The 17071-nt window shown below is 71.9% G+C and carries 14 protein-coding genes; 4 read left to right on the forward strand and 10 right to left on the reverse strand.

Translation table 11 applies throughout. The features are described from left to right. Positions 1–233: 233 nt before the first annotated feature. Positions 234–1019, reverse strand: a complete 786-nt coding sequence (locus E1193_RS02325; RefSeq protein WP_132179744.1) for a LamG-like jellyroll fold domain-containing protein — start codon at positions 1017–1019, stop codon at positions 234–236. A gap of 118 nt (positions 1020–1137) precedes the next feature. Here E1193_RS02325 and E1193_RS02330 point away from each other — a divergent pair, with 118 nt between their 5' ends. Next, positions 1138–2100, forward strand: a complete 963-nt coding sequence (locus tag E1193_RS02330) for an SAM-dependent methyltransferase (RefSeq protein ID WP_132179746.1) — start codon at positions 1138–1140, stop codon at positions 2098–2100. Between the two features lie 16 nt (positions 2101–2116). Here E1193_RS02330 and E1193_RS02335 read toward each other — a convergent pair whose 3' ends face one another. From E1193_RS02335 to E1193_RS02350, 4 genes are all read right to left on the reverse strand, one after another. Then, positions 2117–3061 carry a phytanoyl-CoA dioxygenase family protein gene (locus E1193_RS02335; protein ID WP_132179748.1) on the reverse strand — a complete coding sequence of 315 codons (945 nt, stop codon included), beginning with the start codon at positions 3059–3061 and terminating at the stop codon, positions 2117–2119. A 70-nt stretch (positions 3062–3131) separates the two neighbouring features. Beyond that, entirely contained in the window at positions 3132–4004 is an 873-nt protein-coding gene (locus E1193_RS02340; protein ID WP_132179750.1) for an aminoglycoside phosphotransferase family protein, read from the reverse strand. 32 nt (positions 4005–4036) lie between these two features. Next, entirely contained in the window at positions 4037–5254 is a 1218-nt protein-coding gene (locus E1193_RS02345) for a cytochrome P450 (protein WP_243707236.1), read from the reverse strand. Next, positions 5251–8280, reverse strand: a complete 3030-nt coding sequence (locus tag E1193_RS02350) for an AMP-binding protein (protein ID WP_207922517.1) — start codon at positions 8278–8280, stop codon at positions 5251–5253. Before E1193_RS02350 ends, E1193_RS02345 begins: the two co-directional genes overlap by 4 nt. A gap of 230 nt (positions 8281–8510) precedes the next feature. Between E1193_RS02350 and E1193_RS02355 the strand changes: the two genes are divergently transcribed. Genes E1193_RS02355 through E1193_RS02365 form a run of 3 tightly spaced genes read left to right on the forward strand, consistent with a single transcriptional unit; the run spans position 8511 to position 12298 of the window. Beyond that, positions 8511–11459: a type I polyketide synthase gene (locus E1193_RS02355; protein WP_132179754.1), complete on the forward strand. Its 2949-nt coding sequence runs from the start codon at positions 8511–8513 to the stop codon at positions 11457–11459. A 54-nt stretch (positions 11460–11513) separates the two neighbouring features. Beyond that, positions 11514–11885, forward strand: coding sequence for a cupin domain-containing protein (locus tag E1193_RS02360; RefSeq protein ID WP_132179756.1), 372 nt, complete (start codon positions 11514–11516; stop codon positions 11883–11885). Between the two features lie 47 nt (positions 11886–11932). After that, positions 11933–12298, forward strand: a complete 366-nt coding sequence (locus E1193_RS02365) for a cupin domain-containing protein (protein ID WP_132179758.1) — start codon at positions 11933–11935, stop codon at positions 12296–12298. 94 nt (positions 12299–12392) lie between these two features. Here E1193_RS02365 and E1193_RS02370 read toward each other — a convergent pair whose 3' ends face one another. From E1193_RS02370 to E1193_RS02390, 5 genes are all read right to left on the reverse strand, one after another. Continuing rightward, a complete protein-coding gene (locus tag E1193_RS02370; RefSeq protein ID WP_132179760.1) occupies positions 12393–13157 on the reverse strand; it encodes a PIG-L family deacetylase in 765 nt (254 codons plus the stop codon). Between the two features lie 61 nt (positions 13158–13218). Then, entirely contained in the window at positions 13219–14019 is an 801-nt protein-coding gene (locus E1193_RS02375) for an inositol monophosphatase family protein (RefSeq protein WP_132179762.1), read from the reverse strand. Continuing rightward, positions 14016–15170, reverse strand: coding sequence for a glycosyltransferase (locus E1193_RS02380; RefSeq protein WP_132179764.1), 1155 nt, complete (start codon positions 15168–15170; stop codon positions 14016–14018). Before E1193_RS02380 ends, E1193_RS02375 begins: the two co-directional genes overlap by 4 nt. Further along, positions 15167–16171, reverse strand: coding sequence for an alpha/beta hydrolase (locus E1193_RS02385; protein WP_132179766.1), 1005 nt, complete (start codon positions 16169–16171; stop codon positions 15167–15169). The genes E1193_RS02380 and E1193_RS02385 overlap by 4 nt, the downstream gene beginning before the upstream one ends. Further along, on the reverse strand, positions 16158–17063 hold the full coding sequence (locus tag E1193_RS02390) for a TauD/TfdA family dioxygenase (protein WP_132179768.1): 906 nt from the start codon (positions 17061–17063) through the stop codon (positions 16158–16160). The genes E1193_RS02385 and E1193_RS02390 overlap by 14 nt, the downstream gene beginning before the upstream one ends. Positions 17064–17071 lie beyond the last annotated feature (8 nt).

A 17071-nucleotide genomic window follows, 5' to 3' on the forward strand; every position in this document is an offset into this window, starting at 1 on the left:
TGCCAGCCCCACCCCGCCGCCCAGCGCCAGGGCCAACTGCCCGGCGAGTCCCGCCAGGATCACCGTGGCCGCGCCGATGGCGCCGGTGTACAGCAGCGCGCGGACCGGTTCGGCCCGGTGCGCGGAGACGGCCGGTCCCGGCACGGTCGGCAGGCTTTCTCTGATCATCGAATCTGGCCCCTCGGAACTGGTGTCGTCGGACCGCCCGCTGCTGGGTCCACCGCTGCGCCGGCTCAGTCGGTCGCGTCGGCGCCGAGATCCTCCTGATAGAGCCGGCGCGCGTCGTGCGGGGTGAGCGTCCCCTCGAAGAGCCGGACCGACCCGACCGATCCTGGCCAGTGGTCGACAGGACTGTCACGCCAGTACGCCCGGCCGATCTGGACCGGTGCGTCGGCCTGCCAGAAGGGCCAGTGGGAGACGAGCGTCGCGGTGCCGTGGTCGCCGCTGGCGGGCAGGTAGAGATGAGCGGTCAGCGACTCCCGGTCCACGACGCCGACCACGAAGACCCACCGGTCGAGTTCGGAGGAGTCGAGCTGGTTGGTGGAAAAGGCGTTCTCCCAGACGAAGGGCCATGGTGGACCGGGCGGATCGCCATCGACCGGTGCCACCTCCAGGCACCACTTCATCACCTCGGGGGTCTCCTCGTCGCGGGCCCGGACGCCGAGATAGAACGGCGAGTGGGTGAGCGAGTCGGCTGCCGGACCCGGCTGGCTGACCGCGGTGAACGCGTGCCACCCGGCCGGGAAGGCGAGGTGGTCGCCGAGGACCGAGACGTCCAGGCGCAACCACGCGGCCACGCTGAAGCTCTGGTCGGTACGGAGCACTGGTCCGGCCGTCTCCAGGTGCTGGTCCTTCCCGTTCAGCGCGATCGCGCCGCCGGGGACACCACGGATCCAGGCCGGATCGCCGACCAGGCGTAGGGTGTGGCCGTTGCCGGAGGAGTCACTGGCGACGTCCCCCGCTCCCTCGTCAAATCTCCACCAGGCCAGCAGGCGGGCTTGGTTGTCAGGGCTCGACATCTGGGCGACTCCGTTCTCCTTGGGGCCTGCCTCGCGGTTCGGCGATCATGGCCTGTGTGGGTAGCTTCTTCTCGGCATTGCCTGGGCACCGCGTCGTGCCTCGACGAAAGGCGGAGCGTTGGAGCGACACCAGATCGTCGTCGTCGGCCTGGGCCCGGGGCCGCGTGCCCTGGCCTGCGCGGCCGCCGTCGACATCGTCCGGTCGGCGGCCCGGGTCTTCACGACCGTGCCGGATCATCCGGCGATGTCGGTCGTCGAGAGGGTGGCCGTGCTGCCGTCGACCGAGCCGGCTGCGGTCGCGGACCGACTGCTCGCCGCCGCGGCCGACGGGGAGTCCCCCGCGGTGCTCGCCGTCGCAGGCTCGCCGTACGTCCTGGAGCCGGCCGTGGCGTGGTTGTCGAGCCAGCACCAGGCGGTGCTTAGGGTCATCCCCGGCACATCCTTCCTCGACCTGCTCTGGCAGCGCCTCGGCGTCGATCCGTTCGGTGGTGGCGTCCGCGTCCGTCCGGCCGCCGGGGTCACCGCCGCGTCGGTGCGCCGGGGTGGACTCGTCGTGGCGGACCTGCCGCCACGATGGGCATCCGTCTCCGGTTCTCGAATCGGTGTGGATCCGGCCAGCCCGGTCACCGTTCTGCACCGTCTGGGTCTGCCGGGTGAGTCGGTCACCGCCGTCACCTGGTCCGATCTCGGTGAGATCGCCACCGACGGGTACACATCACTATATATCCATGAAAACCGATCTGGGGTCGAGTCGCCACTGGCTGCGGCACTGCGGGCCCAGCGGCGCGGCGCGCGGCTGGGTTTCGGGCTGCCGGATCTGGCCGCCGCCCTCGCTGATGTCGAGGACGAGGTGGCTGAGGCCCGGGCAGACCCCAACGCCGCGGAGGTCGGCGACATCCTGTTCGCCGCCGTGCAGGTGGCGCGAGAGATCGGCGTCGATCCCGACGATGTCCTGGCCGCCGCCGTGCGGCGGTTCGTGGCCCGGCTCGACCACATCGAGGCGCGCGGGGAGGACACCGTGGCCGCCTCGCCCCAGCGGCGTCGAGAGCTCTGGGCGGAGGCGAAGCGCAACCACGGCTAGGGTGCGTCAGACCGCGCTAGGCGAACCGGTTCTCGCGTGCGGTCGACAGCCAACTTGGCCGCTTGTAGGCGGTGTCCGGACCGTCGGCCCCCCACGGCCACGCGCCGAGCAGACCCATGAGCGCGGCGAAGCGGGACGAGTTGCGTTCGAGCATCTCGCGGGTGGTCGAGGCGAAGAAGACCTCCTGGGGCAGCAGGTGGTAACGGATCATCGGCATCACGAGGGTCACCCGCTTGCCCGGCGCCGTGCGCGGCATGGCGCCGTGCCAGAGGCCGCCGTGCCAGATGATGACCGAGCCGGCCTCCGCCTCGATCACCCTGAGATCGGGATGGTCGTGCGCCATCTCGAACTCGTGGGGCACATCGGTGCAGAGCTTGTGCGTGCCGGGAAAGACGCACACCGCACCGTTCTCCCTGGTGTACTCGCTGAGCACCCAGGTGACCGTGCAGTACTGGGCGTCGCTCGGCCACGGAGCCGGCACCTTGCGGCTCTGATCGGCGTGGATCTCCATGGGTAGGACGGAGGTGTCTTCCTTGACGATCCCCCGGAACTGGCTCAGCTTGGCCCGGTATCCCATCAGGTACGCCACCAGTGCGAGGGGTGCCGGTGCCATCAGGGCCTGCTCGAAGAGCTGGTCCCGGGGGAGCAGGTGCCAGAGGTTCCGGCCACGGGAGTGACCCGGCTCGGGTGCGTCGGGCTGCTCCTCCTCGTCGATGGCGAGGATCAGGTCCCGGAGCCTGGGCCAGAGGTCCACAGTCCCGGCGACCCCGGGCGGAAGGACCGTGTACCCGTCGGTCTCCAGGTCGACCGCGTAGCTCTCCAGCCCGAGCCGGCTCAGCTCCTCGCGCACCCGGAAACCGGCCTCCAGACCGGTGGGCAGCCGGTCCTGTTCTACCCTCTCCGCCGCCACCTGCCTGAGTTCGGCGAGGTGACGTGACAGCTCCCGGTGATCGATCAACATCTCGGCTCCTCGATGACAGCATCCGCAGATGCCGATTGACGTGGCTACGGCGTCGCGTCCGTGTCGCCGGTCAGACGACCGGATCGGCGAGCACCTGGACCAGTACCCTCGTCTGGACGCCCTCCGGATCCGGACTGGAGAGGCCGGCCATCGTGGCCAGCGCCTTCCACAGCGCCCACCCGCGTGCGCGGCGCCAGGCGTCGGCCGGGAGCCCCACGGCGTCGGCGAAGACCCTTCGTTCGTCTCCGGCGAAGTAGGTCCAGGCCATCACCAGGTCGCACGCCGGGTCACCGACGCCACAGGTGCCGAAGTCGATGACGGCGGCGAGTCGGCCGTCGGTGACCAGGAGGTTGCCGGCCGCCACGTCGCCGTGGAACCAGACCGGGGCCGTCGGCCACGCGGTGGTCAGCGCGGCACCCCAGATCGTCCGGCAGGCGTCGGCGTCGACGGCGTCGCCGAGGCGGTCCAGTGCCGTCTCCACCTGTTCGCCGTAGACGCTCGGGTGACACCCTCGGAAGTGCGAGTGCCAGCCGCCCGCCGGCCCGTGCTCCGTAGGGACACGGCGCAGCGCGGTGAGGAAGTCACCGAGGCCGCGCGCCAGCGCCGTCCGGTCCACGGCCGGGCTGCTGTCGACCGGCTCGCCCGGCAGCCAGCGCCGCACCGACCAGGGGAACGGGTACGTCGCGGAGGGCGCGCCGATGGCGACCGACTCCGGTACGGCCAGGGGCAGGTGCTTGGCGAGGATCGGCAGGCAGCGTTCCTCCTTGGCCACGGCCGCCACGTACCCCTCGGCGCTGGGCAGCCTCACCGCCAGGGCGTCCCCGAGGCGGAAGGTTCGGTTGTCCCACCCCTGGCGCGGCACCGGAGCGATCGGCAGGTCCTGCCAGGCGGGGAACTGCTCCTGGATGAGACCCTGTACGACATCGACTGATATATCGATCACCGTCATATTCTCCTGTTTTTGGGGAAATCTGTCTAATCCCCGGGCGCGGATCCGGCCGGTACGACGCGGACCGGCAGGCGGGCTGGTCCCCGGACCACAATGGATGCTACCGACACCACGGGGCCCGCCGGCTCCACCCGGAGGCCGGCGTCGAGCAGTTCGGACAGGAACACGGCGTGCTGGATACGGGCCAGTGCCGCACCGATGCAGCCGTGAGCCCCCGCACCGAAGCTGAGATGGCGGTTGGGGCGCCTGGTCACCCGGAACTCGTCAGGCGCGACGAACGTCTCCTCGTCCCGGTTGGCCGACGGCAACCAGAGAACGACCCGGTCGCCGGGGGCGATGACCCGGTCGCCGAGCGACATCGGTGCCGTGGCCGTACGCAGGCTGTGGGTGGCGCTGGAGGTCCAGCGGAGCACCTCGTTGACCGCGCTCGGCACCTGGTCCGGATGTCGGGCGAGGAGTGCCCACTGCGCCGGGTGCTCGGCGAACGCCAGCATGCCCGCCGCGATCGAGAGGCCGGAGTTCTCCGCCGCCCCGATGATGTTCTCGCAGTTGAACAGGATCTCGACGTCGGAGAGGGGCGCACCGTCGACCGTGCCGGACACCAGCCGACCGACGACATCGTCGCCCGGCGCCGCCACCGACCGGTCGATGAGTTCGACCACGTACCGCATGAGCTCGTGGTGCGTGGCCAGCGAGCGGCCCGCCGTGAACGCCTCGTTGGTCCAGCGCAGCACGTCGTCGTGGTCCGACTCCGGTATCCCCAGGAGGGTGCCGATCACGACGACCGTCAGGTGTGCCGCGACATCGTGGACGAAGTCGCAGCTCTGGCGCTCCCGTGCCGTGTCGAGCAACGCACGGGCAGTCCGCCGGATGTTCCTCTCGAACGTCCGGACCTGCCGGCCGGCGAAGACGTCCGAGACCAGGGCGCGGATCCCGGTGTGCCGAGGCGGGTCGGTCAGTGCCAGGGTCAGGCCGGAACCGGGGTCGGCGCCGGCCGTGGTGGGGCGCAGCATCACGCCCCGTGCCGAGCTGAAGGTGGTGTGGTCGAGGTAGACGCGACGAACGTCGGCGTACCGGGTCACCGACCAGAAGCCCGGATACTCGCCCGGCTCGTGCCAGTGCACCGGAGCGTTGCGGCGCATCCAGCGCCAGAGGGCGTACATCTCGTCACCGGCGTGCGCGGCCGGATCGGTCAGCCGCGCCGGATCGGCGACGGCGTCATCGGCGATGGCGTCGACCGTCACCACCCCCGCGCCGTCGGACGCACGAGTGCGTCGACTCTCTCGACCAGCCGGCACGCGATCGCCTCAGCGGTCTCCCTGGCCACCGCGTCGACCCGGAACGAGACATCCAGCGACAGCTCCCCGCCCTTGCCCGGCCAGAGCTCGACGTGCAGGTCGGCCGGCAGGTCGAGGTACGGTTGCCGCACGAACCTGGTCGTCGTGTCCGTCAGGTCCAGCCGTGGCACCGGATCGTCCTGGAGCGCGAAGAGTGTCTGCGCGATCGGCGGGCGGGCGGGCCGCTGCGGGCCGGCGAGGTCGAGGATTCTCCCGAGCGGGACGTCCTGCGCGGCCCGCGCCGCCGCGACGGCGGCCGCCACGGCCCGTACCGCCGACGGGTCGCCGTCGACCATCTCGCCGCGCATCCGCACGAACACCATGGTGATGTGACACCCGATTGCGTCGACGGTCTCCGCGCTGGTCCGCTGGCTCACCGGCGAACTCACCAGGAAGTCGCCGTGCCCGGTCACGGTGGCGACGGCCCAGCCGTGGCAGGCGAGGAGCGCCACGTACGGCGAGGTGCCGAGCGTCGCCGCCCGGCGACCGAGAGCGTCCACCGTGGCAGCCTGGATGACGGCCGTGACGAGCCCGGTGGCCGGAGCGCCGGACGGTCTGCGCGCCGGGAGCGTGGGCCAGACCAGCTCCGGCACGCCACGGAGCCGCCGCTGCACCTCGGCGACGACTGCCTCGTCGGTCTCGACCGGGCAATGGCGGTAGGTCACGTCCAGCGGGATCGGCGGCCGGTCGCCGTCGCGACGCCGAAGGGCCCGGTGGTACGCGGCGCCGAGCTCCGTGGCGAGTACCGACTGGGATCGCCCGTCGAACGCGATGTGGTGCACCACGATGCCGAGCACCGTGGTGTCCTCGCCGACCGGGACCAGGGCGATCCGCCACAGGTCGGCCACCGTCACGTCGAGATCCTCGTCGAACGCGTCTCGCACCGCCGCGACGGCGGCCTCGACCGTCGCCCGCCCGGGGAGCTCCTCCACCGGCGGGGGGTCGATCTCCACCAGGAGCGTCCGTGGCGTCGGGTCGGGCAGGTAGCTGGCCCGCAGGGAAGTGTGACGGTGGTGCACGGCCGACACGGCGACCGCGAGGGCGGCCCGGTCGACTCGGCCCTGAACGGTCCAGGTCAGCAGGCAGTGCCCGGTCCGGTCGGCCGGGTCGACGAGGGAGCGGGTCAGGAAGACGGTCTGCATCGCGGTCAGCGGCACCGCCGCGTCCGGCGGCACCGGCCGACGCTGGTGCTCGTCCGCCGAGGTCCGGTCCAGCCAACCGGCGAGCGCCGCGACGCTCGGATGCCGGTAGAGCCGGGACAGGGGCACCGGGCGTCGGAGCGCCGTGCTCAGGCGGGCGCAGATCCGGCCGGCGTCGAGCGAGGACCCGCCGAGGTCGTGGAAGGACGACGCGGGTGACACCGGCGCGCGGAGCACCTCGCCGAAGACCGTCGCCACGAGCGCCGCCGATCCCTGCTCGATGCCGGGAGCCGACCGGGGCCGGTCCGACGACGGCTTGCCGACCGGATGGTCCGGACCGTGCTGGCCCCCCGCGTCGACCAACAGCCTGGCCTCGTCGAGCTTTCCGTTGGCGGTCACCGGGAACGCCTCGACGCTCTGCACGGCGGCCGGCAGCTGGTGCGGCACGATGGTCGCCCGCAGCACATCGAGGGCCCCGTCGAGCGGGTCCTCCGGGCGTCGCGGCACACAGAACGCGAGCAGGCGGTCGGGGCGCCCGTCCTGGGCGGGGACGGGGACGACGCGACACGCGCGGACCGGGAGCAACGCCTCGATCTGGCGCTCCACCTCGGCCGGCTCGACCCGATGTCCACGGATCTTCACCTGCCGGTCGGCTCGCCCGTGGAAGTGCAGCACGCCGTCGGACGTGAGGCTGCCCAGGTCGCCGGTGCGGTAGATCCGGGTGTCGCGGCCGTCGACCACCACAGAGGCGAACCTTCTCCGAGTGAGGGCGGGGTCGCCCACGTAGCGCAGGGCAAGGCCCTCGCCGGAGACACAGATCTCGCCGACCACCCCGACCGGGCACGGCTGATCGCCGCGCAGGACGTGGACCCCGGTGCCGGGCACCGGTCGACCCAGCGGAATTCCGTCGGGTAGGTCGCAGTCGGCCGGGCGGACGCGGTGCAGGGTGGTGAACACGGTCGACTCGACCGGGCCGTACCCGTTGAACAACGGGATCGCGGGATGGTGGTCCAGGAACCGGCGGACGTGTCGCGGCGAAAGCGCCTCACCCCCGGCGACGACGGCATGCAGGCCCGCGAACGAGTCCGGCTCCTCGTCCACGATCATGTTGAACAGGGTGCTGGTCAGCCAGGTGACGGTTGCCCCGTGCCCGACGACAGCCCGGCGCAGCCCGACGCCGGTGAGGTAGGGCTCGTCGTCGAGCAGGGCGGTGCCGCCGGTGAGCAGCGCCCACCACAGCTCCAGGGCGAAGGCGTCCCAGGGGGTCGGCGCGCCGATCGGCACGACGGCCCGCTCGGTCAGGGCGGGCAGTACGCCGCCCTGGAACAGGCGAGCGATCGCCCGGTGGGTGCTGAGGGCGCCCTTGGGCGGGCCGGTGGTGCCGGAGGTGAAGAAGACGCAGCACCCGTCGGTGTCCAGGGCGGGCCTCGCGAGCCAGTCGGGCGGCGGGGCGGACGCGCCATTCGGCGGCCGCCACCCGGCGCCGGTACCTGCCGGCGGGAGGTCGACGGTGACGACGACGGGACTGTCGAGCTGACCGAGGATCTGCGTGAGGCGGGAGACCGGCCAGCCGGGATCGAGGAGCGAGTAGGCGGCTCCCGCCTTAAGTACGGCCAGCAACGAGACGACGAGCTGCACGCCTCTGGGCAGCACGATGGGCACGAGGTGGCCGGGGCGGACCCCATGCCGCGTCAGATCGACCGACCAGGCCGCGGCGGTACGGTCCAGGTCGGCATAGGACACCCGGCGGTCGCCGGCGATCAGGGCCGTGGCGTCGGGCCGAATGCGAGCCACCGTGGCTACCCTCTCGTGAAGGCCGCCCCCGGGGCTGACCAGGGTCGACGCCGTATCCGAACGTGACCGCATATCACCCCCGTCGACGATCCATTCATGCTGGACTATAGGTCAGTACGCCGAGGGACGGGGCGAGCGGGAATGCACCCCCCACGTCCTCCGGGGCGCTGATATGCCGCTGCCGGCATTCGCCGTCGCTGGCGTGTTCACCTTCAGGGGGGGAGTTGGTAATGACACGCGACCGTTCACTCGACGTCGCCGTCGTCGGGGTCGCAGGCTGGTTTCCGGGCCGCCGTGACGTGGAGGGTCTCTGGTCCGCCGTCCGTCGGGGTGAACGGCTCACCACGACGCACAGCCGGGAGGCGCTGCTCGACGCGGGCGTGCCCGCCGATCTCGTCGACGACCCCGACTACGTGCCCGTCGCCGGTCATCTGCCCGACGCCGACCGCTTCGCGCACACGCTCTTTCGGATCACCACCCGGGACGCGGAGGTGATGGACCCGCAGCACCGACTGATGCTCCAGGCCGCCTGGGCCGGCCTGGAGGACGCGGCATCGGCCTTCGGCCGGGACGTGCCGGTGACAAGCGTCTTCGCCAGCACCAGTGGCAGCGGCTACCTGCGAGCCATACTGACCCGGGGGCCGCTCGACCCGGCCCGGCTGGACCAGGCACTGCACGGCAACGAACCGGATTTCATCGCCAGCCTCATCGCCTACAAGCTAGGCCTCAACGGTGCCGCCATCGCTGTGCAGACCGCGTGCTCGTCCGGTCTGGTGGCGGTTCATCTCGCCGTGCAGGCGTTGCTCAACGGAGAGTGTGACCAGGCGGTCGTCGTGGCCGCCGGCATCGGCTATCCGCAGGGTGGTTACCTCTACCTGCCCGGCGGTGTCCTGTCGCGCACCGGGGTCTGCCGGCCCTTCGACGAGGCGGCGGACGGCGTCGTACCCGGCGCGGGTGTGGCCTGTGTGGTGCTGCGGCGGCTCGCGGACGCGCTCAGCGAGGGGCCGCCGCCGCACGGCGTGATCGTGGGCAGCGCGGTGAACAACGACGGCGCGGCGAGGGCGGGCTACTTCGCCCCGTCGCTGGGGGGCCAGGAGAACGTCATCCGGGCCGCCTACGCGGCGGCCGGCATCGACGCGACGCACACCGGTTACCTGGAGACCCACGGCACCGGTACGCCGGTTGGCGACCCGATCGAGTGGTCGGCTGCCTCGACGGCGTTGTCCGGTCTGGGGGCCGCCCCCGGTGCGGTCGCCGTCGGGGCGCTCAAGGCCAACATCGGCCACACCGACGCCGCCGCCGGCGTCGCGGGGCTCATCAAGGCGCTCCGCGTCGTGCGGGAGGCCACGGTGCTCCCGGTAGCCGGATTCCGCCGGCTCAACCCGCTGCTGGAGAACGACGGCTCACCCCTGTACGTGCCACGGGCACCGGGGCCGTGGACCGGCCCCGGAACGCGCCGGGCGAGCGTCAGCTCGTTCGGCATCGGCGGCACCAACGCCCACGCCGTCATCGAGCAGGCACCGGCACCGTCGCGACCGCCACGTCCGTCGTCGGCTCCCCGGTTGCTCGCGCTCTCCGCCATGGACGCCCGGAGCCTGCGCGGTGCGGCCCGGCGGCTGAGCGAGCACCTGAGCACCACCGAGGTGCCGATCGAGGACGTGGCGCACACCCTGGTGCGCGGGCGTGCCGAGCTTCCGGTCCGGATGGTGACGGTCGCCGAGGACCGGACCGGTGCCGCGACCGCACTCACCACCGAGCTGGGGCGTGCCGCCGAGCGGACACCAAGCGCCGACCCGGCGCCCCTGGTCTTCCTCTTTCCGGGGCAGGGCGCCCAGCGACCCGGCATGGCACTGCCCTTCGCGGAGGCGCTACCCGGCTACCGAACCCGGCTACAGCGGTGCGTCGACGCGTTCGGCGAGCCGATCGCCGACCGGCTGCGTCGGGTCCTGTTCGACCCGTCCACGCCCGCCGACGACCTGCGGGACACGGGTCTCGCCCAGCCCGCCCTCTTCGCGATGGAGTACGCGCTGGCCCGGACCCTGGTCGACGACCTGGGACTCGTCCCGGCCGCCGTCGCCGGGCACAGCCTCGGCGAGGTCACGGCCGCGTGCGTCGCGGGAATGCTCGACGTCGCCACGGCGGCGGCGTTCGTCGCCGCGCGCGCGCAGGCCATGCGGTCGTGTCCGCCCGGCGGCATGCTGTGGCTGGGTTGTGACGAGCGCACCGCCACGGCACTCGTGGAGAAGTTGGCGCTGCCACTGGAGTTGGCCGCGGTCAACGGCCCGGCCATGTGTGTGGTCGCGGGGCCGTCCGCTGCGGTGACGGAGCTGCGGACGGCGATCGGCGCCGAGATCCGGTCCGGGGTCTTGCGGACGAGCCACGCCTTCCACAGTGTGCTGATGACACCGGCGGTCCGGACGCTCGCGACCGCACTGCCGCCCGGTGATCTCCCGCCGAGCCGGCTCGCGCTCGCCTCCGGCTTCACCGGCACGCTGCTTGCGGCGGGTACGCGACTGCCGGCCGACGCGCTCGTCGAGCAGATCCGCCGCCCCGTGCTCTTCGCCGAGGCGCTCGGCAGTCTGCTCGGGCACTTCGGCCCGGTGACGGCCGTCGAGGTGGGGCCGGGTGCCGCGTTGACCGCCATGGCGCAGTACTCCGGCATGGCGGCGATCCCGCTCGACGGCCCCCGGGACGGCGTGGCATGCGGGCCCCTCGGCGCCGTGGGAGCGCTCTGGGTCGAGGGCCATCCTGTCCGGCTGGCCAACCTCACCGGCGGGGGATCAGCGATCCACCTGCCCGGCTACCACTTCGCCGGGGAGAGATTCCTGGCCCCGGAGCTGGCCGCGCCGGCACCGCTTGACGGCCGGCGCCCGGATCGGCGCCCGGGAGCCGCCCCCGTGGTCCCGATCTCGCCGGAGCCGGATACGGGGCGGGGCGGGAAGCTCGACCCGGGGGCCCTTCTCCGTGGCCTCTGGTCCGACCTCCTGGGGGCGCAGGACCACCCCGGTACCGCCGACTTCTTCGACCTCGGCGGCGACTCGATGCTCGTGACCCATCTCGCTCGGGGTATCCGGGCGGCGACCGGTGTCACGTTGCCGCTGCGCGGTCTTCTCGCGGCACGGACGCTCGACGGGCACATCGCGCTCCTGACCGAATCACTGAACCGTCGGGTTGATTGAGGTTAATGGTCCGACTTTCGGTTCCATGGCTGTTCCGAGCGATAAGATATTCACATGGATCTACGTTCTACAGATCAGTGCATCCGTGAGAAGTCCCACGACACGGTGAATGTCTGGTGGCTGGTGAGGCCGGAGGAACTGCGGGGGGTGACCGAGGGCGGATATCTGGAGTACGTCACCGAGTTCGAGGTCGCCGGTGGCGACATGGTGGAGCCGCACCAGCATCCGTCTGTCGAGTTCTACTACGTCCTGCACGGTAGGGGTCGAATGGTGGTCGGTGGCGAGGAGCGCATTGTCGCTCCGGGCGACCTGGTCCACATTCCGTCCGAGGTGGAGCATTCCCTCGAACCGCTGACCGAACACGACTCGGTGCGTTGCTTCACGTTCGCCATCGCTGACCGGGGCAAGGCCAGCCACTACCGCTGAGGGCGGCACGATGCCCGCCCAGACAATGATTGGAAGTAGCCTGCGCCATGGTTGACGAGTCTGCGTTCCCCGCGTGCATCGATCGTTTCCCGACGGAGGAGGACTGGGTGGTCCAGGGCGACCTGAGGATCCCGGCCCGCAAACTGCCGGCCGACGGCTGCGACGTCGTCTTCGCCACCTATCCCGCCGGCCTGACCCTGACGCCGCACCGCCACGACGACCTCGACATCACCGGCGTGGTGACCAGGGGACTGGTACGGCTGACCATCGACGGCGACGAGCGACGGTACGGGCCGGGCGACTGGTTCCACGTGCCGCCGTCCGTGGAGCATTCGGCCCTCTACGAGCAGGAGACCTCCGAGGTGGAGATCGTCTTCCCGGTCGGCGCAGCCCCGGAGGCCACCCGGCGGTAGCCGGCGACGCCCCGGCTGGTCGTGGTGGCCTCGACCGGACCGTCACGACCAGCCGGAGCCGCTCCCGGCGGCGACGGGTGCCAGCGCGGCAGCCCTATCCGACGGCCCAAATCAGCTCCCGCTGCATGACACCGGGAAAACCGAGCAGGGCGCCGAGGTGCCGCACCTCGCCCATCGCGCCGACCAGGCTGAGCTGTGAGGCGTAACAGAGCACCGCGTCGCGTTTGCGCGACCACTGAGCCGCACCGAGGGAGACGCTCCGCGCGACCATCAGGTCACGCTCTTCCCGCAGGGCGCGGCACCCGGCGTCCCGGGCCGCCAGCTCCAACGCCAGGGTCTGCGCCGGGGCCGAGACCCAGTCGCCGACCAGCGCGGCGGCGTACGGAAGGTCGGCGTACAGCCACGGCGGACGACGGTCCGTCCCGTCCATCACCGCGAGCGCCGCCTCCCGCACTGCGGCATGGTCGGGCTGGTTGATGCCCATCGGCAGCAGCACCTGCACGTCCCCGTCCAGGCTTGCGAGCAGCTCCGACAGGTCGTTGAGCGGCCCGCCGGACCGGTACGGGTTGTCGGGGTTGTTCAGGGGCACCTGGTCGGCGCCGAGTACCGCGCACGCCCGGCGGTCCTCCGCCAGCCGCGTCGTGTATGCCTCCGCCGCCGTGGTGAAGCCACAGTTCCGGTCCCAGTCGGCCACCCGCGCCCCCGGGTCGGGTCGACCGCCGTGCACGGTCACCACCGCCCTGGGCAGATCGGTCCCGAGCAGGAAGCCGCCGATGGAGAGGGCCGCGTCGTCGAAGTGCGTGGAGACGACCACGAACCGCCAGCGGCGGTCGATCAGTGGCGACATGGCTCCAGGCATGGCGGTGTCCCTTCGGATGGATCCGTGGTCGGTCTGCGGGCTGAGTCGAGGACCTCGTGGGTCAGCCCGTCGTGTCGAGCAGGCCGTGCAGCGCACGATGCAGGTCGGGCCCACCGGCCAGTACGCCGGCACCGTGCTCCGTGACGACCCCGCCCGCCTCCTCGACGATCAGGCGCCCGGCGGACCAGTCCCACCGGGCCAACTCGTCCTCGTAGTAGCCGTCGAGCCGGCCGGCCGCGACCCAGCAGAGGTCGAGAGCGGAACTGCCCGTGCTGCGCACGTCGCCGACCTGCGGCGCGACGCGCACCAGGGCGGTCGCCTGCCGCTCGCGGCTCGCCGCGGAGTAGCCGAACTCGGTCGCCACCAACGACCGGGCAAGCGGTACGGGGTCGGTGACCCGGATCGGCCTGTCGTCGAGCCTGCTTCCACCACCGCGTACCCCGGTGAAGAGCTCACCACGGGTGACGTCCAGCACGACCCCGACAGTGGCGGTCCAGACCCCGCCGAGGTACGCCTCGCAGGCGACGCTCACCGAGATGTGCGGCACGCCGTGCACGTGATTGACCGTGCCGTCGAGGGGATCCACCACCCAGCGCAGCCCGGTGGCCGGCTCGACGCCGTCGCCTTCCTCACAGAGGAGGCCGTCCTGCGGGCGTTCGGCGGCGAGCAGGGCGCGGATGGCGGCATCACTGGCGAGGTCGGCCGCGGTGACGTGGTCGGTCGGGGTGGACTTCACCCGAACGCTGGTTCGGCCGCCGCGCTCCGCGCTGATCGCCGCGCCCGCGCGCCCGGCCAGCCTGGCCCCGAGCGCGAGCAGTTCGGCCGGATCTGCAGCGGGTACCGACGAGCTGGCGAGGGTCATGGTGTCTCCTCGGCGGCCGGGGCGGTCACCCGTCGGGCGGTGGCCCGGACCTTGGCGGCGTACCTGGCCGACAGGCCGTTGATCGTGGGGAGGACGTGACAGCTGGTCGTGCTCGCGTCCTCGTACGGCAGGGCCAGCCCGGCCAGGGGCAGGATCTCCACCGACGCCGCCGACCGCGCGGCGTCGGCGACCTCGGGATCGACGATGCGATGCCCGCGATCGAGCGGCACGCCCAGAAACAGGGTCGCGGTGTCGGTCGTCACGCGGACCGTGCCGAGCAGGTCCGCCCCGTCCGGTAGCACGTTCCGTACCTCGGCGAGGTAGTCCAGGTAGAGACCGTTGGCGTCGAGGTCGCTGAAGGCCGCCGCGAGTTCAACGTCGGGGCCCGGCCACTTGCCGAGGAACTGCCGGTAGGTGACGGCCTCCGTGACGAAGTTCGCGGCACTGTCCCGCACGTGTGGAAGGTGTATGGCATAGACGTCCGGTCGTAGCACGATCGGCGTGCCGGTGGCCGCGATGCGGTATCCCCACTCAATGTCGTCGACGCCCCATCCGACGAACGACTCGTCGAAATACAGGTCGTGCTCTCGGACCAACCGGGTCGGCAGCGCCAGGAGGCCGGTCCAGGCGAAGCTCCACGGGATGACGTGCTCGACCTGGAACCGCGGGTCGAGCGGACGGTCGGCGATTCCGTGCAGCTCGGCCAGACGCTTCCGCCAGATGTCGATCGGCTCCGTGACGACGTGTTCGACATCGCCTTCGTAGTTGTTGCCGTACCCGACGACCTGTCCCACCACGCAGGCACTCTGCCCGAAGGCGTAGTGCCTCTCGTAGAGGCGCTGTAGGGCGTCCGGCGGTAGCAGGGTGTCCGCGTCGATGTGCACGATCACTTCGCCCCGGGCCTGCCGCATCGCGATGTTCCGGGCGCGGGGGATCTCGAACCGCTCGTCGGACATGATGGTCACCAGGTCGACGCGGTCGAGCACCTCCCGGCACGCGGCGACATAGTCGTCGTCGTACTTCGTCGTGCCTACGACGACCTCGAAGTCCGACCGTGGCATCGTCTGCGAGGCCAGCCCCTGGAGGGCCAGCCGCAGGTTGTCCAGCCGTCGCTCGTACGGGACGATCAGGCTCAGCTTGGGTCGGCTCACCGGGCGTCCTCCTCACAGCCGGCTCGTCCTGTCTGGTCGAGCAGTCGGCGCAGCCAGGAGAGCCGGGCGGCCTGCGCCGCGCGGGAGACCTCGGCCTCCGGCACCCACTGGTCGAAGCTGTGGAACGCGCCGGCCCAGACGTGCAGCTCGGCAGCGACCCCCGCCTGGCAGAGGCGCATCGCGAACGAGATCGCCTCGTCGCGTAACGACTCCACCGCGCCGACGTCGACGAATGTCGGCGGAAGGCCGCGCAGGTCGGTGGCGCGAGCGGGCGCCGAGTACGGGGACACCTCGGCGCCACCTCGCCGCTGGCCGAGCAGCGCCTGCCAGCCGGTCCGGTTCGACCGGGTGTCCCAGAGCCCCACGGACTCCATCTGGCGGGCCGACTCGGTGTCGCAGCGGTCGTCGAGCATCGGGCACTGCAGCATCTGTCCCAACGGTCGCAGGGTTCCCCGGTCGCGGGCGAGCAGCGACACCCCGGCCGCGAGGCCACCGCCGGCGCTGTTGCCGCTGACGACGACGCGGCGGGGGTCGACGCGGAGCTGGTCGGCGTGCTCGACGATCCACCGCAGTGCGGCGTGGCAATCCTCGACCGGGACCGGATCGGGATGCTCCGGAGCGAGGCGGTACTCGACGGCGAGGACCGACATTCCCAGCGCCGCGGCCCGCCGAAGCTCGCCGTCGAGGTCGCTGCAGCGCGCGTCGCCGGCGACCATCCCGCCACCGTGGATGTTGAAGATCGCGGGACGTGGCCCGGCCGCCGCGGTATTACGGCAGACCAGGAGCCTGATCGGCGCGTCGCCGCTGGCCGCCGGCACGTCGTGCCACCGCACCTCGAAGGCACCGCCACGACTGATCTCGTCGTCGGACATACCGGTCGCCGCGGTACGGGCACGCCGATGGGGGATCGTCTCGAAGGTCAGCGGGGGCAGGTCGGCGAGGACCGCTCGGAGCGGATCGGCCAGCCGGGCGTCGAACGGGGGAGGGCTACCTGTCGTCATCGTCAGTTCCAGCGTGTCGGGGATGGTGCAGGTGCAGGCTGCGCAGGAGGCACCGGCGTCGACCGGGTCCGTCGCGGTAGGCGTCGCGCCCGTGCGAGATCCGGGTGTTGTCCATGACGAGCGCCTGACCGGCCACGAGATCGATCCGCCGGACGTACCGGCTGCCGATCTGCCGCGCACGGTGCAGGAACTCCGTACCCCGGCCGATGGCGTCGGCGTCGCCACCGGGCGGCACCGCCCAGCGGTCGGTCGCGTCGACGCAGTAGCGGCAGACCAACTGGCCCTCGTGCACGGTGAACGCCGGGGTCTCCCTGGTCTCCGAGGAGCCGTTGAAGGTGGCCCGGCGGACGAGGACGCCACGCGCCGTCAGGGCCCGAGCCGCCTCCGGGTCGGCGTCGAGGAGCTCGGTGAAGGCGCCGTGCGCGTTGAACAGGGTTGTCGTGCCGCCGTCGACCCCCTGGGACTGGCAGAGCAGGATGGCCGACCTCACCTCGCCGATCTCCTGCAGGGTGCCGTCGCAGTGCAGTTCCTGCCCGACGGTCGTCTCGAAGTGCGGGTGCTGGTCGGTCGAGGCTGCCCCGTCGGCGGGGGCACCGATCCGGGACACGGCGGACGAGGCGTAGCCACCCCTGGTGTACAGCGGCGGAACGAACGGCTCACCCAGGCCCAGTCCGGCCGCCAGGCGCTCGACCGTCCGCTCCGTCCAGGGCCCCGACGGGAACTGGGCGAGTGCGAAACCGTGGCGGCGGTACCGCCGGACGATCTCCGCGAGGGTCGCCGCCGAGATCGGATCGGGGTCGGCCGGTACCGGGACGGTCGGGACGGCGTCGAAGGTGATCGGCTGCGCGGCCGCACCGGCGCGCAACGCCTCCAGCCGGGTCAGTATGGGCATGCGACGTC

Source organism: Micromonospora sp. KC606 (assembly GCF_004348675.1).
Lineage (GTDB): Bacteria > Actinomycetota > Actinomycetes > Mycobacteriales > Micromonosporaceae > Micromonospora.